Below are 19310 nucleotides of genomic sequence, written 5' to 3'. Positions count from 1 at the left end.
GCTCAGCCCTTCTCGAGGTAGTCGGCGGCGGTGAGGTGCTCGGCCTCCCAGCGGGCCACCTCGGCGGCGAGCGCCGGGTGGGCGGAGAGCCCCGGGCCGGCCGCCATGACCTGCGCGACGGCGTCGGCGGCCACGGCGATCAGCGGGGCGTCGGCGATGACGTCCACGTGGTGCAGCCCCGAGGCCAGCCCGGACTGGGCGGCGCCGAGCACGTCGCCGACACCGCGCTGGGCGAGGTCCTCCTGCGCGATGCGCATGCCGTCCTGCTCCTGGGCCAGGACCTCGAGCCGGCGCAGCGACGGGTGCCCGTCCGGCAGGCGCGTGGCCAGCAGGCAGACCGCCGCCCCGGGTCCGCGGCCCACGCGGCCGCGCAGCTGGTGCAGGGTGGACAGGCCGAAGTCGTCGGCGTCGAGGATCGCCATGACCGTCGCGTTGGGCACGTCCACGCCCACCTCCACGACGGTGGTCGCCACGAGCACGTCCGTCTCGCCGCGCGCGAAGGCCTGCATCGCCGCGTCCTGCTCGGCCTGGTCCATGCGCCCGTGCACGGCGTCGATCCGCAGTCCCGCCAGCGCCGGGAGACCCCGCAGCCGGGGTGTCATCTCCTCCACGTTGGCGTGGCCCGGGTCGGCGTCGTCGGGGTCGATGCGCGGGCACACCACGAACGCCTGGTGACCGGCCGCCACGTGCTCGGCGATCAGCTCCCACACCCGGCCGATCACGCGCGGGCCGTGGGCCATCCGCGCCACGTGCGTGGTGACCGGCTGTCGCCCCGAGGGCAGCCCCTCGAGCACCGACAGGTCCAGGTCGCCGAACACCGTCATCGCCACGGAGCGTGGGATGGGCGTGGCGGACATGACGAGCAGGTGCGTGCCGGGGTTGGCCCGCCGCAGGGCCTCGCGCTGGTCCACGCCGAAGCGGTGCTGCTCGTCGACGACGGCCAGGGCCAGCTCGGCGAAGCCCACCTTCTCGGAGAGCAGGGCGTGCGTCCCCACGGCGATCCCGGCCTCGCCGGAGGCCAGGGCCAGCAGCGCCTCGCGGCGCGCCGCGGTCTTGAGCGAGCCGGTGACCAGCGCGATCCTTGTGGCCGGGCCGTCGCCGGCCCCGAGGGTGCCGGCCTCGGCGAGGGGGCCCATCAGGCGCAGCAGGGCACGGTGGTGCTGCGCGGCGAGCACCTCGGTGGGTGCCACCAGGGCGGCCTGGCCGCCGGCGTCCACGACCTGCAGCATCGCCCGCAGGGCCACGAGCGTCTTGCCCGCGCCCACGTCCCCCTGCAGCAGCCGGCTCATCGGGGCGTCCCGGGCCAGCTCGGCGGACAGCTGCTCCCCCACCGCCACCTGGCCGGGCGTCAGCGCGAACGGCAGGCGGGCGTCCAGGGCCTCGAGCAGGCCCCCGGCCCGCGGCGGGCGGGGCACGGCGGGCACCGCCCGCTCCCGGTTCCGGCGCCAGGCGAGCGCGGCCTGGACGAGCAGCGCCTCACGCAGGGCGAGAGCGGTCCGCGCCGGGCCGGTGGCGGCGACGTCGTTCGGGGCGTGCAGGTCCCGGTACGCCTGGGCGGTGCCAGGCAGCGGCACGTCCAGGTCGAGCGCCGCAGCGGCCTCCGCGCGGATCCGCTCGGTGAGCAGCTCGGGGATCCGTCCCAGGTCGACGGTCTCGAGCACCCGGGCGACGGCGGAGCGGACCGTCCACGACGGCAGCTTCCCCGTGGCCCGGTAGAGCGGGACCGGTCGCACGTCCACCTCCCCCGGGGCGACGTCGTCGTCCAGGAGCGCGAAGTCCGGGTTGTTCAGCGTGATCCGGCCGCGGTACTCGGTCGTGCGGCCCTGGAACATGGCGGTCATCCCGGGGGCGAGGCGGCGGCGGGCGTCGTGGCCGTTGAAGAAGGCCATGGACAGGCTCGCCCCCGGCACGCCGGCCACGGACGGGTCCGCGACGGTGACGTCCACGATGAACCCGGGCCGGCTGTGCATGCGCCGCGTGGTGACCGACTCCACGACGGCGACGACGGTCACCTCGGCGTCGTAGGGCAGCGCGGCGATGGGGGTGAGCTCGCCGCGCTCGATCCAGCGGCGCGGCACGTGGTCCAGCAGGTCCCCGACCGTGGTCAGCCCGAGCTCCCTCTCGAGGCGGGCGGGCAGCTTCCCACCCAGCACCTCGGACAGGGGCAGGTCGGTGACGGGGGCCTCAGCGGCCATGGCACCCGTCCGGTGCGGCGTCGTCGCCGTGCGACGGCCCGGCCAGGTCGGTGACGGTCAGGCCCTCGACGTCGCCGGCGGCCCGCAGGGGGCCGATCGCGTCCTCGGCGCGGGGCACGTGCACGTGGACCCGCCACGGGACCCGGCCCTGCCCGTCACGGGCGGTCCCAAGGGGGGCCAGGATCACGGCGTCCCCCACCTCCGTCAGCCGACGGCGCAGCTCGGCCGCGGCGAGCGGGGTGAGGGCCAGGGTGCCCATCACCTCGACGGCCCCCTCGGCCGGCGCCTCCGCCGCGGCGGCAGGCTCGGCCTCCGCGGCGTGGGCGCCCTCGCCGTAGCCGGGGAGGGCGGTGGCCAGCTCCTCGTCCACGGGCGTGCCCGTCACGACGGCGCGCAGCGCCTCGAACACCCAGAGCAGCCCGACGGCGCCGGCGTCCACGACGTGCGCCCGGGTCAGCGGGGCGAGCAGCGACTCGGTCTCCTCCACGGCCTGCACGCAGTCGGCCAGCATGAGGGTCACGGCCGGGCCGAGGCGCACGGCCGGGTCCGCGTCGCCGGCCACCGCGGGCGTGTCGGGAGCCTGGGTGGACGAGCGCGCGAGGCTGCGGGCGGCCGCGGAGAGCACCGTGAGGATCGTCCCCTCGCGCGGATCCGACAGGGCCTGCCGGGCGGCCCGGTCGGCGGCTCCGAACGCCGCCGCCAGGGCGAACGCGTCGACGCGCTCCCGGCCGCGCAGGGGCTCGGCCATCCCCGCCAGACTGACCGCGAGCAGCATGCCCGAGTTGCCCCGGGCCGAGTCCAGCGCGGCCGCGCCCGCGTGCGCGAGCACGGCGCCGGCGTCGTCCTGTGCGGGGCAGGCGTCGGCCGCGGTGCGGGCCGCCGTCAGCGTGGCGAGCATGTTCGTGCCCGTGTCCGCGTCCGGGACCGGGAAGAGGTTCAGGGCGTCGAGTCGCGGCGCGGCCCGGCCCACGAGCTCCTCCGCGAGCGCGAGCCAGTGCCGTACCAGTGACGGCCGGGACGGCGTGCTCACTGCGCGACGGTCTCCCCCAGGGTGCCGGTGCGGATGCCCTCGCCGAGGCGGGCGATCGCCGCCCAGTCCGGCCACACGACGTCCTCTCCGGTGTCCGTGTAGCCCACGCCCACGGACGGCACCGTGCTGGTCACGATCGGGGCGTCGCGCGCATCGCGCAGGGACCACGCCAGGTTCGCGAGGGTGCTCGAGTCGAGCTCGTCGTCGAGGGTCAGGAAGGGGGCGAACTCCTCGACGGCGGCCTGCACGCGGCTCGGGTCCGAGAGGGTGTCGCGGGAGAGGAACGCGGCCACGATGGCCTTGACCAGGCGCTGCTGGTTCTCCACACGGTCGAAGTCGCTGCGCGGCAGGTTGTACCGCTCCCGTGCGTAGGCCAGGGCCTTGTCCCCGTCCATCTGCACGGTGCCCGCGGGGAAGTCGATGCCGCCGGTCGAGACGAAGGCGCTGGGGTTGTCCACGCTGACGCCGCCCAGGGCGTCCACGAGGCCCTTGAAGCCGGCGAGGTCCACGGCGATCACGTGGTCCACGCGTGCCTGGAACATGTTCTCCGCGGTGGCCACCGTCAGCGGGATGCCGCCGTACTGGTAGGCGGCGTTGACCTTGTGGTCCCCGTGCCCCGGGATCGGCACCCACATGTCGCGCATGATGGACATGACCTGGATCTCGCTGCGGTCCCCGGGCACGTGGACCCACATGAGGGTGTCCGACCGGCCGGCGGAGTCACGGCCCTCCGCGCCCGCGTCCTCGCCGACGAGCAGCACGTCGAGTGCCTGCTCGTCCGCCTTCTCGTCCGCGTCCGGGGCGACGGGGCCCTGGGCGCCCTCGGCGGCCTGGTCCGCGTCCATGCCGGGCGGCGGCGCGGTGGGCTGCTGGGCGGACGCCCCCGCGGCACCCGGGCGGCCCGACTCGGCGGGGAACGCGCCGCCGTCGAAGCGCTGGGTGTCCTGGTCGATGGTCCGGGCGATCCCGCCGACGTACACCGCCGCCGCGATGCCCACGGCCAGCAGCGCCACGAGCACCACCGCCAGGGCGATCAGCCACGGGCGGCGACGACGACGGCGCCGCCCGACGGCGACGTCCTCCTGCGGGGGGCGGGGGCGGGGGTCCGCGGTGCTGCTCACGTGGGCTCCTGAGGCGGGGACGGGAACGGTCTCGCCCATGCTAGGGCACGGGCCCCCGCGGGTCCCGGCGCCGCACGTATCCTGGGCGGATGGAATCCCGCCGTCTGCGTCGTCTCGTGCCCCTTCTGACCGCGATCGCCCTCGGCGCCACGGCCTGCACCGGACGGGTGGCCACGGTGGAGGCCGCGCCCCACGCCGCTGACCCGGCGTGTGCCCCGGCCATGGTGGCCATGCCCGACGCCCTGGGCGACCTCGACCTGCGCCCCACCGACAGCCAGGCGACGGCCGTGTGGGGTGACCCGGCCGCCGTCGTCCTGCGCTGCGGCGCCGAGGTCCCCGGCCCCACCACGGACCGCTGCATCTCCGTGGACGGGATCGACTGGGTCGTCCGGGACGAGGACGAGAACTGGCGGATCACCACCTACGGCCGTGACCCGGCCGTGGAGGTGCTGTTCGGCAAGGACCAGGCCAGCTCGGACACCGTGATGGTGGGCCTGTCCTCGGCGGTCGCGCAGATCGAGCCCAGCGGCGGCTGCGTCGGCGTGCAGGACGCCACACCCGTCGGCTGAGACCGGCGCGGACCGCGTCAGTGCAGGCCGACGCCCCGTTCGAGGGCGAGGTCCAGCAGCTCCGAGATCAGATCGTCGTAGGACAGGCCCGTCCGCTCCCACATGGCCGGGTACATGCTGATGGGCGTGAAGCCCGGCATGGTGTTGATCTCGTTGACCACCCAGCGCCCGTCCGGGGTGAAGAAGAAGTCGCAGCGGCCCAGGCCGGATCCGTCCACGGCCTCGAAGGCGCGGATCGCCAGGGCGCGCAGCCGCTCGATCTCCTCCTCCGGCAGCTCGGCCGGGCAGGACAGCTGGGTGGTGCCGGTGTCCTGGTACTTCGACTCGAAGTCGTAGAACTGCGTCTCGCCCTCGTCGTGGGCCACGACGATCTCCCCCGGCAGCGAGGCGCGCGGGGCGGCGGAGCCGTGCCCGTCGAGGACGGCGCACTCGATCTCGCGGCCGACGATGCCCGCCTCCACCACGACCTTGGGGTCGAAGCGCCGGGCCTCCTCGACGGCGGCGCGCAGACCCGCGGGCTCGGTGACGCGGGTGATGCCGAAGGAGGAGCCGGCGCGGGCGGGCTTGACGAACAGCGGGTAGGCGAGCGCCCCGGCGCGGGCGAGGGCCGCCTCCGGATCGCGCGCCCAGTCGCGGGCGGTGATGGTCTCCCACGGGCCGACCTCGAGGCCGGCGGCCTGGAAGGCGACCTTCATGAAGTGCTTGTCCATGCCGACCGCGGAGGCGAGCACGCCGCAGCCCACATAGGGCAGACCCAGCGACTCGAACATGCCCTGGAGGGTGCCGTCCTCGCCCCAGGGGCCGTGCAGCAGCGGGAACACGACGTCCACCGGGCCCAGCGAGGAGCCGTCGGCCGCGGTCAGCTCGACGGTGCCGTCCGGCAGGGCGCGCAGGCTCACCGGGGCCTCGGGCTCCGGCACCTCCGGCAGGGCGTCGCCGTCCAGGCGGAACGAGGCCACGTCCAGCTCGTCGTGCGACCACAGGCCGGAGCGGGCCACACCCACCGGCACGACGTCCCAGCGCTGACGGTCGGCCGCGTGCAGCACGCCCGCCGCGGTCACGCAGCTGATGGGGTGCTCGCTCGAGCGGCCGCCGAAGAGCAGGAGCACGCGGGGACGCGCGTCGGCGGCGGCCTCCGGGGCGGGGGTGGCGGTCATGCGGTGCGTCCTTCCGACTTCAGGTCACGGGCGAGCAGCAGCTCGGCGAGGCGGTCCACGGCCACGTCCCCGGCGACCACCCGGTCCATCAGCTCGCTGATGGGCATCTCCACACCGTGGGCGCGGGCGGCGTGCACGATGGCGGAGACGGACTTGATGCCCTCGGCCGTCTGGCTCATGGCGGCCACCGCCTCCTCCGCGCTGAGGCCGGTGCCGATGTGGCGGCCGGCCGTGCGGTTGCGGGAGAGGGGCGAGGCGCACGTGGCCACGAGGTCGCCCAGGCCGGCGAGCCCGGCCATGGTGTCCGTGTCGCCGCCGAGCGCGACGGCCAGCCGGGTGGTCTCGGCCAGGCCCCGGGTGATGACGGAGGCCTTGGAGTTGTCCCCCAGCCCCTGCCCGTCGCAGATGCCCACGGCGAGCGCGATGACGTTCTTCACCACGCCGCCGATCTCCACGCCCACGACGTCCGTGTTCGTGTAGGGCCGGAAGGTCCGGCCGGCCGTGAGGGCGGCGATGCGCTCCGCCGTCGCGCGCGAGGCCGAGGCGACCACCGTGGCGGTGGGCTCGCCGCGCGCGATCTCGAGGGCGAGGTTGGGTCCGGAGACCACCGCGAACCGGTCCGGGCTGAGGCCCAGCTCCTCCGCGCAGACCTGCGACATCCGCGCGTCGGTGCCGCGCTCGAGGCCCTTGACGAGGGAGACCACGACGGCGTCCGGGGCCAGGTCGGCGCGCACGGTGCGCAGCGTCTCGCGCACGTGCTGCGCGGGCACGGCCACCACCACGACGCCGGCGCCCCGGACCGCCTCGGCGGCGTCGGTGACGGCGCGCACGCAGGTGGGCAGGGTGATGCCGGGCAGGTACTCGGGGTTCTCGTGTCGCTCGGTGATGGCCTCGGCGACCTCGGCCCGCCGGGACCACATCACGATCTCGGACGCGCGGGCGGACTCGGGGCTGGTGCTCAGGCCCAGGACGCGGGCGAAGGCCGACCCCCAGCTGCCGGCCCCGAGGACGGCGACGGTGCGCGGATCGCTCATGCCTCGGCCACCCGCGCTCCGGCCGTGGGATCCCAGCGGCCCTCCGGGGCCGGTTCTCCGCGCAGCTCGGCGACCAGGTCGGTGATCGCGCCCATCATGCGGCCGGTGCCCTCGCGCAGGGTCCCCGCCGTCACGGGGCGGTCCCGCAGGTCCGCGAGGTCGACGGGCGCGCCGACCCGGATCCGGGCGGTCTTGCGCGGGAGGACGCGGAGGGAGCGGCCGCCGTACGGCAGCAGCTCCTGGATGCCCCACTGACCGACGGGGATGAGCGGGGCGCCGGTCTGCAGGGCGAGGCGCACGGCCCCGTTGCGCCCGGCCATGGGCCAGCCGTCGGGATCGCGGGTGACGGTGCCCTCCGGGTAGACGATGATCGCCCGGCCCGTGGCGACGGCCTCGCGGGCGGCGGCGAGCGAGCGGCCGCCGTCGCGGGTGCGCTCGACCGGGATCATGCGGGTGGCCTCGAGGACCTGCTTGAGCACGGGCACCTTCCAGAGCTCGGCCTTGGCGAGGAAGGTCGGCAGCAGGCCCTGGTTGTAGACCATGTGGGCCACGGAGAGCGGGTCCACCTCCGAGATGTGGTTGACGGCGAGGATCGCGCCGGTCTCGGGCAGGTGCTCGGTCCCCTCCCACACCTGGCGGACGAGGGCCCGCATCGCCGGTCGCACGATCACCCCCGGGATCACGTAGGGGGCCCGCGCGGTACGCGTCGGACGACCCCCCGCGGCGGCAGGGCTCTGCGCGTCCACGCCGCTCACCGGTCGCGTTCGGTCAGTTCGACGTCGGCGCCGAGGCCCTCGAGCTTCGCCATGAAGTGCTCGTAGCCGCGGTTGATGATCTCCAGGCCCGTCGCCGTGGAGGTGCCCTCGGCGGTGAGGGCGGCGATCAGGTGGGAGAAGCCGCCGCGCAGGTCCGGGATGTCGAACTCGACGCCGTGCAGCGGCGTCGGGCCGGAGATCACGGCCGAGTGCAGGAAGTTGCGCTGACCGAAGCGGCACGGCACGGAGCCGAGGCACTCGCGGTGCAGCTGGATGGAGGCGCCCATCCGCACGAGGGCGTCGGTGAAGCCGAAGCGGTTCTCGTACACGGTCTCGTGCACGATGGAGACCCCCTTGGCCTGGGTCAGCGCCACCACGAGGGGCTGCTGCCAGTCGGTCATGAAGCCGGGGTGCACGTCCGTCTCGAGCACGAGCGGGTTGAGATCGCCGCCGGCGTGCCAGAACCGGATGCCGTCGTCGACGACGTCGAACTCGCCGCCGATCTTGCGGTAGGTGTTCAGGAACGCCGTCAGGTCGCGCTGCTCGGCGCCGCGGACGTAGATGTCCCCCCGGGTGGCCAGGGCGGCGGAGGCCCACGAGGCGGACTCGTTGCGGTCGGGCAGCGCGATGTGGTTGTAGCCGCGCATCTCGCTCACGCCCTCGATGCGGATGGTGCGGTCCGTCTGCACGGTGATGATCGCGCCCATCTTCTGCAGGACGGCGATGAGGTCGTGGATCTCCGGCTCGACGGCGGCGCCCTTGAGCTCGGTGATGCCCTCGGCCTTCACAGCGGTCAGCAGCACCTGCTCGGTGGCTCCGACGGAGGGGTACGGCAGCTCGAGCTTGGCGCCGTGCAGGCCCTTGGGGGCGGAGATGGAGATGCCGCCCGGGCGCTTGTCCACGACGGCGCCGAAGTTGCGCAGCACGGCCAGGTGGTAGTCGATCGGGCGGTCGCCGATCTTGCAGCCGCCGAGGTCGGGGATGAAGGCCTCCCCGATCGCGTGCATGAGCGGGCCGCAGAAGAGGATCGGGATGCGCGAGTCGCCGGCGTGGGCGTCGATCTCGGCGGTCAGGGCCGACTTCACCCCGGCCGGGTCCATCGTGATCCGCCCGGTCTCCTTGTCCCACTCCACGGACACGCCGTGGATCTCGAGGAGGGAGCTGACGACGTCCACGTCCTTGATCTCGGGGATGTTCCGGAGCACGGACGGCGAGTTGCCGAGCAGGGCGGCCACCATGGCCTTGGGCACCAGGTTCTTGGCGCCGCGCACGGTCACCTCACCGGTCAGCGGCTTTCCGCCATGGATGGTCAAGAGCTTCGCCATGCGCGTCCTTCCTCAGCGCGGCCGCAGGGCCACGGTCTCGGCCACTCCGCCGGAGCGGGGAGGTCTCTGAACGGGACCGCCCGCCGTGTGCGGCGGGCGGTCCCGGAATCGCCTCCCAGCATAGGGCGTCGCCGGGCACGCGCGGCAATGGTGCGCTCCCGGCGGCGGCCGGTCAGCCGGCCGTGCGGGCCGGCAGGGTGGTGGGCTTGTACGCGGGGCGGTCCGCCTCGTAGGCGTCGATCTCGGCCTGGTGCCCCAGGGTGACGGCGATGTCGTCCAGGCCCTCGAGCAGCCGGTGACGGGTGTCGTCGTCGATCTGGAAGGGGGCGGTCACATCCCCGCACTCGACGGTGCGTGTGACGAGGTCCACGGTGACCGGGGTCCCGGGACGGTTCTCCAGCTCCTTCCAGATGCGCTCGACGTCCTCCTGCTCCACCTGGGCCGCGACGAGCCCCTGTTTGGCGGAGTTGCCGCGGAAGATGTCCGCGAAGCGCGGGGAGATCACGGCGCGGAAGCCGTAGTCCTTGAGCGCCCACACGGCGTGTTCGCGCGAGGAGCCGGTGCCGAAGTCCGAGCCCGCCACGAGCACGGTGCCTCCGCTGAACGGCTCGGTGTTCAGGATGAAGTCGGGGTCCTGGCGCCAGCCGGCGAACAGGGCGTCCTCGAAGCCCGTGCGGGAGATCCGCTTGAGGTACACGGCCGGGATGATCTGGTCCGTGTCCACGTTCGAGGCGCGCAGCGGCACGCCGACGCCGGTGTGGGTGGTGAACTTCTCCATGGCTCAGGCCTCCTGGGGGGTGAGGGCGGGCAGGTCGGACGGGCTGGCGAGGCGGCCCAGCACGGCGGTGGCCGCGGCGACCACCGGGGACACCAGGTGGGTGCGCCCGCCCTTGCCCTGCCGGCCCTCGAAGTTGCGGTTGGAGGTGGACGCGCAGCGCTCCCCCGGGGAGAGCTGGTCCGGGTTCATGCCCAGGCACATGGAGCAGCCGGCGAACCGCCACTCGGCCCCGAAGTCCTCGAACACCCTGTCCAGGCCCTCGTCCATGGCCTGCAGACGCACGCGCGCCGAGCCCGGCACGACCATGACGCGCAGCCCCTCGGCCTTGCGTCGGCCCCGGACGACCTCGGCGAACGCCCGCAGGTCCTCGATGCGGGAGTTGGTGCACGAGCCCATGAACACGGTGTCGACCTCGACCTGCTTCATCGGGGTGCCGGGGGCCAGGTCCATGTAGGACAGTGCCTTGCGGGCCGCCTCCTGGGCCACCGGGTCGGCGAAGTCCTCGGGCGCGGGGACGGTGTCGTTCAGGCTCACGCCCTGCCCCGGGTTGGTGCCCCACGTGACGAACGGCTCCAGCGTGTCCGCGTCGATGACCACCTCGGCGTCGAACTCGGCACCCTCGTCCGTGGCGAGGGTGCGCCAGTGCTCGACGGCGGCATCCCAGTCGTCGCCCTCGGGGGCATGGGGACGGCCCTTCAGGTAGGCGAAGGTGGTCTCGTCCGGGGCGACCATGCCGGCGCGGGCGCCGGCCTCGATGGACATGTTGCAGATGGTCATCCGGCCCTCCATGGAGAGGTTCCGGATGGCCTCACCGCGGTACTCGAGCACGAAGCCCTGGCCCCCGCCCGTGCCGATCTTCGCGATGACCGCGAGGATGATGTCCTTGGCCGTCACACCCGGGCGCAGCGTGCCGTCCACGGTGACCGCCATGGTCTTGAAGGGCTTCAGCGGCAGGGTCTGGGTGGCCAGGACGTGCTCGACCTCGGAGGTGCCGATGCCGAACGCCAGGGCGCCGAACGCGCCGTGGGTGGAGGTGTGGGAATCGCCGCAGACCACGGTGAGGCCGGGCTGGGTCAGACCCAGCTGGGGGCCGACGACGTGGACGATGCCCTGCTCGGCGTCGCCCAACGGGTGCAGGCGGACGCCGAACTCGGCGCAGTTGGCCCGCAGGGTCTCGATCTGCGTGCGCGAGGTGGCATCCGCGATCGGCTGGTCGATGTCCAGCGTCGGGGTGTTGTGGTCCTCCGTGGCGATGGTCAGGTCGGGCCGGCGCACCGGACGCCCGGCCAGACGCAGCCCCTCGAAGGCCTGCGGGCTCGTCACCTCGTGCACGAGGTGCAGGTCGATGTAGAGCAGGTCGGGGGTGCGGGAGGCGCCCTCGCCCTCGCCACGCACCACCACGTGTTCGTCCCAGACCTTCTCGGCCAGCGTCCTGGGCCGCGTCGTCGCCGTCGTCATGTGCCGCACCTTCCTGCTCACGCACCTGTCGGTCGTCGCCCGGCGCGGGGCGCCGGTGCTCACGGACCACTGTGGGGCGCGGCGGGGCCGTTCTCGACCACGCGGCGCGATATTCCATATCGTGAGATTTCGTCTCACATGCCGGACCTGGCCCCGGCCGGCCCGGTCACATGCGACGCACACCGACACCCCCGGCCGTCCGCGCAGTGAGACGACTACGATCACCCCATGACCACCGAGCCCGTGCGCCCGCCCACCGAGGACGACCTCATCGGCCCCTCGCTCCACCGGCATCCCAGCGGTGTCGGCGTGGTGGACAAGTCGGTGGCGATCCTTGACGCGCTCGAGTCCGGCCCGGCCACGCTCGCCCAGCTCGTCATCGCCACCGGGATCGCGCGGCCCACGCTGCACCGGCTCGCGGCCGCCCTCACGCACCACCGCATGGTGGGCAAGGACCTGCAGGGCCGCTACGTGCTGGGCACCCGCCTCGCCGAGCTCGCCTCCGCCGCCGGCGAGGACCGGCTCACCACGGCCTCCGGCCCGGTGCTGCTGTGGCTGCGCGACGCCACGGGCGAGAGCGCCCAGGTGTTCCGTCGGCAGGCGGACTCCCGCGTGTGCGTGGCCAGCGCGGAGCGGCCCTGGGGCCTGCGCGACACCATCCCCGTGGGCGCTCGCATGTCCATGAAGGCCGGCTCCGCCGCGCAGGTGCTCCTGGCCTGGGAGGACCACGAGCGGCTCGTCGAGGGGCTGGCCGGCGCCGTGTTCACACCCACCGTCCTCGCGGCGGTGCGGCGGCGCGGCTGGGCCCAGTCCCTGGCCGAGCGCGAGCCCGGGGTCGCCTCGGTGTCCGCACCGGTGCGCGGCCCCAGCGGCCGCGTCATCGCGGCGGTCTCGATCTCCGGCCCCCTCGAGCGGCTCTCCCGTCAGCCGGGCCGGCTGCACGCGGACGCCGTCGTCTCCGCCGCGACGCGGCTCACCGAGCTCATCCGCGCCGGCGAGGCCTGAGGCCCGCCCGCGCCACCGACGGGACGCGCCGCGGAGACACCCCGTTCTTCCCGCGTTCACCCGCGGGGCCTAGCGTCAACCAGGTCCCCGACCGCCGCCCCCCGCACCACCGAGGAGTCCGCTGTGACCGAGACGACCGCGCCCGCCGCCCCCGCCGAGCAGGAGGCCGCGCCGCGGCTGTCCGTGATCGGCACGGGCTATCTGGGCGCCACGCACGCCGCCTGCATGGCCGAGCTGGGCTTCGAGGTCCTCGGCGTGGACGTGGACCCGGCCAAGATCGAGCGCCTGGCCCGCGGCGAGGTGCCCTTCCACGAACCCGGCCTGCCCGAGCTGCTGCGCACCCACGTCGCCTCCGGGCGGCTGCGCTTCACCACCGACGTCGCGGAGGCGGCCCGCTGGGCGGACGTCCACTTCATCGGCGTCGGCACCCCGCAGAAGGTGGGCGAGACCGCGGCGGACCTGAGCTATGTGGACGCCGCCGTCGCCTCCCTCGCCGCGGCGATCGACCGCGACGCACTGATCGTCGGCAAGTCGACCGTGCCCGTGGGCACCGCGCGCCGCCTGGCCGAGCTCGTGCGCACCGTGCGCGCCGAGGCCGGACTGCCGGGCGAGGTCGAGCTCGCCTGGAACCCCGAGTTCCTCCGGGAGGGCTTCGCCGTGAGGGACACGCTCACCCCGGACCGCCTCGTCATCGGCATGCACGGGCCCCGCGCCGAGGGCATCCTGCGCCGCGTCTACGCGCGGCAGCTCGCGGCCGACACCCCGTGGATCAGCACAGACCTCGAGACGGCCGAGCTGGTGAAGGTGGCCGCCAACGCCTTCCTGGCCACGAAGATCTCGTTCATCAACGCGTTCTCGGAGATCACCGAGAACGTGGGCGGGGACATCGGCACCCTCGCGGACGCGATCGGCCACGACGCGCGGATCGGACGCCGGTTCCTCAACGCGGGCGTGGGCTTCGGGGGCGGCTGCCTGCCCAAGGACATCCGCGCGCTCCAGGCCCGCGTCTCCGAGCTGGGCCTGGACCGGACCATGCGGTTCCTGGCGGAGGTGGATGACATCAACCTGCGCCGCCGCGACCGCGTGGTGGACCTGGCCGTGCAGGTGCTCTCCGCGGCTCGCGACGGCCGGATCCGCCGGGCCGAGGCCTCCGGGCCCGCCCCCACCCCCGCGAGCGTGCAGGTGCTCAACGGCACGAGGATCGCCGTGCTGGGCGTCACGTTCAAGCCGGACTCCGACGACGTCCGGGACTCCCCCGCCCTCGACGTCGCCAACCGTCTCTACACGGCCGGCGCCGACGTCCGGGTATACGACCCCGAGGGCAACGCCAACGCGGCCGCCCGCTTCCCGCGGCTCGACTACGTGGACTCGCTCGAGGCGGCCGTGGACGGCGCCGAGCTGACCCTGCTGCTGACCGAGTGGCGCCAGTTCCGCGAGATGGATCCGGACACCGTGGGCGCACGCGTGGCCTCCCGCCTGCTGATCGACGGGCGCAACGTCCTGGACGTCGCCGCGTGGCGCGAGCACGGGTGGGACGTCATCGGCCTCGGGCACCGCTTCGACCCGGAGCGACTCCTCCGCGCGGCCTGACCCGCCCGCGGACCCCGGCCCGGGCGCTCAGCCGGCGAACGGGTCCCAGCCGGACCCGGGCAGCGGCCGGTGCCCGGCCGGCGCCCGGGCCCCGGCCGGCACGAGCCGGCCGATCCGCGTGAACCCCCGGGGCAGCTCGGTCTCGGGCCACGCCAGCCCCAGGAGACCGTAGTCCTCGCCCCCGCCGGTCACGAGCGCCTCCGGACTGGTCCCGGCCAGGGCGGCCACGCGGCGCAGGGGTGCGGCGGCCTGCGCCAGCCAGGCCTCGTCCAGCCACGGTGCCGGCGCGGGGCCTGCCCCGCCGGTGGCGGCCGCCATGCGGTGCGCGTCCTTGCCCAGGCCGTCGGAGACGTCCATGAGGGTGAGCAGGCCGGCCGTCACCGCGGCGGGTCCGAGGGCCAGCGGCGGGCGGGGTCGCAGCTGGGCGCGGACGGCGCGGGCGAGCTCCCGCGGTGACGGCCGGTCGGCGGCGGGGAGGGCGTCCGCCCGTCGCTCCAGCTCCGCGCGGTCGGTGAGCAGCACGGCGAGCCCGGCGGCGGCCCACCCCGGCCCCGGGGGCGCGGCGGCCCGGGGACCGTCCGGCACCGCCTGGGCATGGACGAGGTCGGCGCCCTCGGCGAGCACGCGGTCCCGGTCCGCCGCGGCCGGCGTGCGGCACAGCACTCCGCCGGGGTGCGGGTCCCCGAGCACCGTCACCGCGGCGTGGACCCGTCCGCCGGTGCCCAGGTCGCCCCCGGCCACCCGGCAGTCCGGCGCGCCGAGGTGACGCACCGCGCCCACGATGCCCGCGGCGAACGACCGAACCCAGGCGACCGGCGTCGTCGGCGGCAGGGTGAGGGCGGTGACGAGCGCGGAGGCGCTCCCGCCCATCGCGTTGACGTCCGAGAGGTTCTGGGCGACGGCCTTCCAGCCGGCGTCGTGGCCGCGGGTGCGGGGGCCGGCCGGCCAGCGGTGCAGGAAGTCCGTGCCCTCCCCCATCGCGTCCGTGGAGATGAGCGTCCCGCCGCGGGGCGCGGGCACGAGGGCGGCGTCGTCGCCCGGGGCGACGGTGCCGGCGGGCCAGTGGCCGTCCCGGACGGCGGGAGCGAGCCCGGTCAGGACGACCTCCAGCAGCTCGGCCTCCGTGAGGTCGCCGACGGTCGCCCCCGCCGCGGCCGCGGGGTCGCGCACCGTCATCGGCGGCCCCGCCGGACCGGGGCGCCGGAGGCCCGGGCGAGGGCGTCGCGGAAGGCGCGGAAGCGGTCCACCTCGGCGCGCACCGGGTCGACGACGAGCCGCCGGCCGACGTCGGTGGTCGCCTCCTCGAGGCGGCGGCGCGCGTGGCGTCCCCGCGCCGCGGCGGTCCACCGGGTCAGGGGGATCGCCAGCAGGGCCAGGAGCACGCCGAGCGCGAGGCCGCCGACGAGCAGCAGCGTCGGGAGGGGGAAGCCCTCGACCGTGGGGGCGGGCGGCAGGGGGAACTGCAGGTACCCAGCCAGGGCGAGGACGCCCAGCCAGCCGGCGCCGACGACGGCGGTGAGGAGGGCGAGCCACTGCAGCACGTCCAGCACGGGGTGCCACCAACTGCCCCGACCGGCCCCGAGGTCGGTGGCGGCGATCGCCTGGTCCACGGCGCCGGGGAGCTCCTCGGCGTGCTCCCGGCCCGCGCGGCGGATGGCGGCGGCCCACGGCTCGGAGGCTCCCGCGCCGGCCGCGGCGGCCAGCGTGCGGACCGCGCCGTCGACGACGGCCCGCTGGGTGCCCGAGCGCTCGGGCAGGGAGGTGCGGTGCAGCGCGGGGTCGCGGGCGACCTCGTCCCGGTCGCGGCGGGGGGCGGCGCTCTCGGGCATCAGGTGCAGGCGCCGCAGGGGGTCCGCGCGGAAGGAGTGCATCCAGCGCAGCACGGGCCAGCTGGTGCGCTTGGCCGAACGCAGCCGGTACGAGCCCTCGACCGCCCGGACGACGGCCGGCACGCCGCCGGCCACGGCCAGCTCGCGCCCGAGCCGCTGCTCGTCCCCGGGCCCGACGCCGGCCGGCTCGCCCTCGCCCGAGGCGGCGGCGAGGTCCGCGGCACGGGCCGCGACGTCCGCGCCCAGGCGCTCGGCGGCCGCGCCGCGCTGGGCGACGATCGCCGCGACCTGCCGGCCGACCTCCTCCAGGCCCTCCCCCGTGCGCGCGGACACGGGCAGCACCCGGACGTCGCCGAGGCCGTGGCCGGAGAGCATCCGGCGCAGCGAGGCCAGCACGACGTCCCGGTCCCGCACCGAGAGCCGGTCCACCTGGTTGAGCAGCACGAGGGTCACGGCCGCGTGCGAGCCCATGGTCGCCAGGAACTCGCGGTGCAGCACGGCGTCCGCGTACTTCTCCGGGTCCACGACCCACACCAGCACGTCCACGTGGCCGGCCAGCCGGGAGGTGATCTCGCGGTTGCCCCGCTCGACCGAGTCGATGTCCGGCAGGTCCAGCAGGATCAGGCCGGTGGCGTCGGCGCCGTCACGGCGGCCGAAGCCGAGGAACCCGGGGCGGCCGTCGTCGAGCACGGGGGCCTCGTCCAGCAGGTGGCGGCGGCGCACGCCGAGCCAGTCGAGCAGGGCGGCCGCGCCGCCGCCCTCGCCGGTGCCGTCGCCGTGCTCCGCGTCCGGGTCCAGCCCCTGTCCCCGGCCCACGCCCCAGACCGCGGCGAGCGGCTCGGACGTGGTGGGCCGGGTGGCGGCCACGCGGGCCAGGTCGCGGCCGGTGAGCGCGTTGAACAGGGAGGACTTGCCGGAGCCCGTCGCCCCGAAGAACCCGACCACGGTGTGCTCCGCGGAGAGTGCCTGGCGCTCCCCGGCCGCGCGCACGACGGCGTCGGCCCCGGCCACGACGTCCTCGGGCAGGCGGCCCGCGGCCAACTCGGCGGCCTCGCCGAGGGCGTCCAGGCGGGGGGCCAGGGCGGGGGTGTCGCGGCGGCTCATCGGGGCTCCTCCCCCGCCTCGGCGGCGGACGGGACGTGCTCGGGCCCGGTCGGGCCGTCGACGCCGGCGGCCACCCCGCGGCGCAGCACCGGCACGAGGGCGCGCAGCTCCTCGGTGGCCTGCGGCTCGCGCTCGAGGTGGAGCAGCGGCAGGAAGCGGTCCGCGAGCACGGTCTCGAGGAAGGCCCGCACGCGGTGCTCGAGCAGCTCATCGGCCCGCCGGGCCATGCGGCGCACGGCGTCCTCGCCGAAGATCGACTCGAGCAGCTTCTGCCCGACGACGGCGGCGCCGCCGGCGATGCCGACCTCGATGCCCGCGAGTCCGCCGGTGGAGGCGAACGAGATGATCATGAGGGCCACGGCCGCGCCGTTCACGCCGGTGGCCGCCAGGCGGGCGCGCGTGCGCTTGCCCGCGCCCTCCTCCTGGACCAGTGCCAAGACGTCCGACTGCCAGTCCCGCACGACGTCGGCCGCCCGCGCCGACGTGTCCGGCGCCAGGGCGCCCAGGTCGCGCCCGGCCACGAGGGCCCGGCCCGCCGGCTCGGACGCCCAACGCCGCTCGATCTGCTCGGCGGCCGCGGCAGCCGCCTCGACCATCACGGCGTGCAGGCCGGTCTCGAGCGCGGTCTCGACCTCTTCGGGCGGGGCCGGGCGCCCGCGCACCAGGGCGCCGAGGCGGTCCCGCAGCCGGCCGATCGTGGTCTCGACGCCGCGGAAGAACTCCCCCGTGCCCACGAAGTCCTGCCAGCGGGAGAGCACCTCGCCGCGCAGCAGCGTGCCGTCCGAGGTGGCCTCACGGACCCGGCCGACGGCCTGGTCCGTGGAGTCCCCCACGATCCGGGCGAGCAGGTCCGCGGCATGCCGCTGCTCCTCCTCGGCGCGGGCCAGGTCGGCGACGCGGGCGGCCAGCTGGCCCAGCACGCCGTCCACGGTCCGGCGGGCGACAGCGCCGCGCGCCTGGGCGTCGGCGGCGAGGGTCTCGAGCCAGGCGCGCAGGCCCGCGACGTGCTCCTGCGGGAGCAGACCGCGCTCGTCGAAGCGGGTCTCGGGGATCACGTGGATCCGGGCGTCGGCGAGGCCGCGCTCGGTGAGCATGCGCCGCAGGTCCGGGGTGATGTCCTCCGCCGCGCCCTCGGGCACGCGGCCGAGCACGACGGCCACGGTGATGTCGCGGGCGGCGGCCTCGTCCAGCAGCTGCCAGGGCACGGCGTCGGCGTAGCGGTGCGCCGTCGTCGTGAAGATCCACAGGTCGGCGGCCTCGAGGAGCTGCCGGGCCAGCGCGCGGTTCTGGTCCGCCACGGAGTCGATGTCCGGGGCGTCCACGAGGGCGATGCCCGAGGGCAGTGCGGGCTCGGCCACGAGCGCGACCGTGTCCATCGCGGACTGGTCGGGTTCGACGGGGCCGGCGGCCGCGTCGCGGTGCACGCTGACGCGGGCGAGGTCGGGCAGCACCCGCGGGCCCGTGAACCAGTGGGCGTCGGCGGGGTTGTGCAGCAGCAGCGGCTGGCGCGTGGTGGGCCGCAGGGCGGAGGAGCGGGAGACCTCGTGGCCGACGAGCGCGTTCACCAGCGTGGACTTGCCCGCACCGGTGGAGCCGCCCACGACGGCCAGCAGCGGCGCGTCGAGCGAGTCGAGGCGGGGCAGCACGTAGTCGTCGATCTGGTGCAGGGTGCGCTCGCGCTCGGCGCGGTCCTGCCCCGCGGTGACGGTCTCGAAGGGCAGCTCGAGCGCGGCGAGGTGCTCGCGCACGCGACGGACGGCCGTGTCGACGCCGAGGTCTGGGGCGTTCTGATCCGTGTGTGGCACGTGGGCCATCGTCTCACGGGCGCGCACCGGCCGCCCATCCCGCCGGCCCGGCGGACGGAAACGACGGAAGCCCGGTCCGCAGGGACCGGGCCTCCTGTCACTCGGGTGACCCCAGCGGGATTTGAACCCGCGTTACCGCCGTGAGAGGGCGGCGTACTAGGCCGCTATACGATGGGGCCGAGCGCGCTGTCCGCGTGTGCGGAAGCGATGCCGTGGAGACCTTCTTCTGCGCCTGCGTCTCCTGTTCAGGCGGCGGATGCGTTCATCCGCCCGTGCCGTTCCGGTCCGAGGACCGGGCGGCGACTGCGTGACCCCAGCGGGATTTGAACCCGCGTTACCGCCGTGAGAGGGCGGCGTACTAGGCCGCTATACGATGGGGCCGTGCGCCACGTCCGAGCGTCTCCGCCCGTGCGCGTTCATTGAGTCCGAAGACTCGCTGGGGTACCAGGACTCGAACCTAGAATGACGGTACCAGAAACCGTTGTGTTGCCAATTACACCATACCCCACTGTCGGTCAAGCATGCCTGACCGATGTGCATCATATTCATGAGCTC

Annotated in this window: 15 protein-coding genes and 3 tRNA genes; 3 read left to right on the top strand and 15 right to left on the bottom strand. The window is 75.3% G+C overall.

Going from position 1 to position 19310, the window contains the following annotated elements:
• Positions 1-2 precede the first annotated feature (2 nt).
• Genes B1A86_RS04345 through B1A86_RS04335 form a run of 3 tightly spaced genes read right to left on the bottom strand, consistent with a single transcriptional unit; the run spans position 3 to position 4346 of the window.
• Entirely contained in the window at positions 3-2195 is a 2193-nt protein-coding gene (locus B1A86_RS04345) for an ATP-dependent DNA helicase RecG (RefSeq protein ID WP_078026048.1), read from the bottom strand.
• Positions 2185-3225, bottom strand: a complete 1041-nt coding sequence (locus B1A86_RS04340; RefSeq protein WP_078026047.1) for a DAK2 domain-containing protein — start codon at positions 3223-3225, stop codon at positions 2185-2187. The genes B1A86_RS04345 and B1A86_RS04340 overlap by 11 nt, the downstream gene beginning before the upstream one ends.
• Positions 3222-4346, bottom strand: coding sequence for an LCP family protein (locus B1A86_RS04335; protein ID WP_078026046.1), 1125 nt, complete (start codon positions 4344-4346; stop codon positions 3222-3224). The genes B1A86_RS04340 and B1A86_RS04335 overlap by 4 nt, the downstream gene beginning before the upstream one ends.
• Before the next feature lie 89 nt (positions 4347-4435).
• Here B1A86_RS04335 and B1A86_RS04330 point away from each other — a divergent pair, with 89 nt between their 5' ends.
• Positions 4436-4915 (top strand): DUF3515 family protein, encoded by a 480-nt coding sequence (locus B1A86_RS04330; RefSeq protein ID WP_036382062.1) that lies wholly within the window; start codon positions 4436-4438, stop codon positions 4913-4915.
• Between the two features lie 17 nt (positions 4916-4932).
• Here B1A86_RS04330 and B1A86_RS04325 read toward each other — a convergent pair whose 3' ends face one another.
• The 6 genes from B1A86_RS04325 to leuC all read right to left on the bottom strand — a co-directional run bounded on the left by B1A86_RS04325 (position 4933) and on the right by leuC (position 11422).
• A complete protein-coding gene (locus B1A86_RS04325) occupies positions 4933-6072 on the bottom strand; it encodes a D-alanine--D-alanine ligase family protein (protein ID WP_073115650.1) in 1140 nt (379 codons plus the stop codon).
• Positions 6069-7106, bottom strand: coding sequence for an NAD(P)H-dependent glycerol-3-phosphate dehydrogenase (locus B1A86_RS04320; RefSeq protein WP_078026045.1), 1038 nt, complete (start codon positions 7104-7106; stop codon positions 6069-6071). Before B1A86_RS04320 ends, B1A86_RS04325 begins: the two co-directional genes overlap by 4 nt.
• Complete coding sequence (locus B1A86_RS04315; protein WP_078026044.1) at positions 7103-7777, bottom strand: 1-acyl-sn-glycerol-3-phosphate acyltransferase; 675 nt, start codon at positions 7775-7777, stop codon at positions 7103-7105. The genes B1A86_RS04320 and B1A86_RS04315 overlap by 4 nt, the downstream gene beginning before the upstream one ends.
• Positions 7778-7857: 80 nt before the next feature.
• Entirely contained in the window at positions 7858-9186 is a 1329-nt protein-coding gene (murA, locus tag B1A86_RS04310; protein WP_002856412.1) for a UDP-N-acetylglucosamine 1-carboxyvinyltransferase, read from the bottom strand.
• Positions 9187-9358: 172 nt separating this feature from the next.
• The gene (gene leuD / locus B1A86_RS04305) at positions 9359-9964 is read right to left on the bottom strand and encodes a 3-isopropylmalate dehydratase small subunit (protein WP_036338085.1); all 606 of its coding nucleotides are present in this window, start codon (positions 9962-9964) and stop codon (positions 9359-9361) included.
• 3 nt (positions 9965-9967) lie between these two features.
• Positions 9968-11422, bottom strand: a complete 1455-nt coding sequence (leuC, locus tag B1A86_RS04300; RefSeq protein WP_036338082.1) for a 3-isopropylmalate dehydratase large subunit — start codon at positions 11420-11422, stop codon at positions 9968-9970.
• Between the two features lie 228 nt (positions 11423-11650).
• On the opposite strand from leuC, the gene B1A86_RS04295 reads away from it, so the two are divergent.
• Both B1A86_RS04295 and B1A86_RS04290 read left to right on the top strand, forming a co-directional pair.
• A complete protein-coding gene (locus B1A86_RS04295) occupies positions 11651-12427 on the top strand; it encodes an IclR family transcriptional regulator (RefSeq protein WP_078026043.1) in 777 nt (258 codons plus the stop codon).
• Positions 12428-12550: 123 nt separating this feature from the next.
• A complete protein-coding gene (locus B1A86_RS04290) occupies positions 12551-14017 on the top strand; it encodes a UDP-glucose/GDP-mannose dehydrogenase family protein (RefSeq protein ID WP_078026042.1) in 1467 nt (488 codons plus the stop codon).
• A 27-nt stretch (positions 14018-14044) separates the two neighbouring features.
• Here the strand turns inward: B1A86_RS04290 and B1A86_RS04285 are convergent, their stop codons facing one another.
• The 6 genes from B1A86_RS04285 to B1A86_RS04260 all read right to left on the bottom strand — a co-directional run bounded on the left by B1A86_RS04285 (position 14045) and on the right by B1A86_RS04260 (position 19263).
• On the bottom strand, positions 14045-15193 hold the full coding sequence (locus tag B1A86_RS04285) for a thiamine-monophosphate kinase (protein ID WP_078026041.1): 1149 nt from the start codon (positions 15191-15193) through the stop codon (positions 14045-14047).
• Complete coding sequence (locus tag B1A86_RS04280; protein ID WP_036338076.1) at positions 15190-16950, bottom strand: GTPase; 1761 nt, start codon at positions 16948-16950, stop codon at positions 15190-15192. The genes B1A86_RS04285 and B1A86_RS04280 overlap by 4 nt, the downstream gene beginning before the upstream one ends.
• Positions 16947-18755 (bottom strand): dynamin family protein, encoded by a 1809-nt coding sequence (locus B1A86_RS04275; protein ID WP_134416627.1) that lies wholly within the window; start codon positions 18753-18755, stop codon positions 16947-16949. Before B1A86_RS04275 ends, B1A86_RS04280 begins: the two co-directional genes overlap by 4 nt.
• A gap of 106 nt (positions 18756-18861) precedes the next feature.
• Positions 18862-18934: transfer RNA gene (locus B1A86_RS04270), tRNA-Glu, on the bottom strand.
• A 129-nt stretch (positions 18935-19063) separates the two neighbouring features.
• A tRNA-Glu gene (locus B1A86_RS04265) sits at positions 19064-19136 on the bottom strand.
• Positions 19137-19191: 55 nt separating this feature from the next.
• Positions 19192-19263, bottom strand: a tRNA-Gln gene (locus tag B1A86_RS04260).
• Positions 19264-19310 lie beyond the last annotated feature (47 nt).

The organism is Micrococcus sp. KBS0714, assembly GCF_002008305.4.
GTDB classification, from domain to species: domain Bacteria; phylum Actinomycetota; class Actinomycetes; order Actinomycetales; family Micrococcaceae; genus Micrococcus; species Micrococcus luteus.
This window is presented reverse-complemented; position numbering and strand designations above follow the sequence as displayed.

Coding starts and splice junctions, on each gene's coding strand:
- B1A86_RS04345 (WP_078026048.1), bottom strand. CDS start 2,195: ATGGCCGCTGAGGCCCCCGTCACCGACCTGCCCCTGTCCGAGGTGCTG.
- B1A86_RS04330 (WP_036382062.1), top strand. CDS start 4,436: ATGGAATCCCGCCGTCTGCGTCGTCTCGTGCCCCTTCTGACCGCGATC.
- B1A86_RS04325 (WP_073115650.1), bottom strand. CDS start 6,072: ATGACCGCCACCCCCGCCCCGGAGGCCGCCGCCGACGCGCGTCCCCGC.
- B1A86_RS04320 (WP_078026045.1), bottom strand. CDS start 7,106: ATGAGCGATCCGCGCACCGTCGCCGTCCTCGGGGCCGGCAGCTGGGGG.
- murA (WP_002856412.1), bottom strand. CDS start 9,186: ATGGCGAAGCTCTTGACCATCCATGGCGGAAAGCCGCTGACCGGTGAG.
- leuD (WP_036338085.1), bottom strand. CDS start 9,964: ATGGAGAAGTTCACCACCCACACCGGCGTCGGCGTGCCGCTGCGCGCC.
- leuC (WP_036338082.1), bottom strand. CDS start 11,422: ATGACGACGGCGACGACGCGGCCCAGGACGCTGGCCGAGAAGGTCTGG.
- B1A86_RS04295 (WP_078026043.1), top strand. CDS start 11,651: ATGACCACCGAGCCCGTGCGCCCGCCCACCGAGGACGACCTCATCGGC.
- B1A86_RS04285 (WP_078026041.1), bottom strand. CDS start 15,193: ATGACGGTGCGCGACCCCGCGGCCGCGGCGGGGGCGACCGTCGGCGAC.
- B1A86_RS04280 (WP_036338076.1), bottom strand. CDS start 16,950: ATGAGCCGCCGCGACACCCCCGCCCTGGCCCCCCGCCTGGACGCCCTC.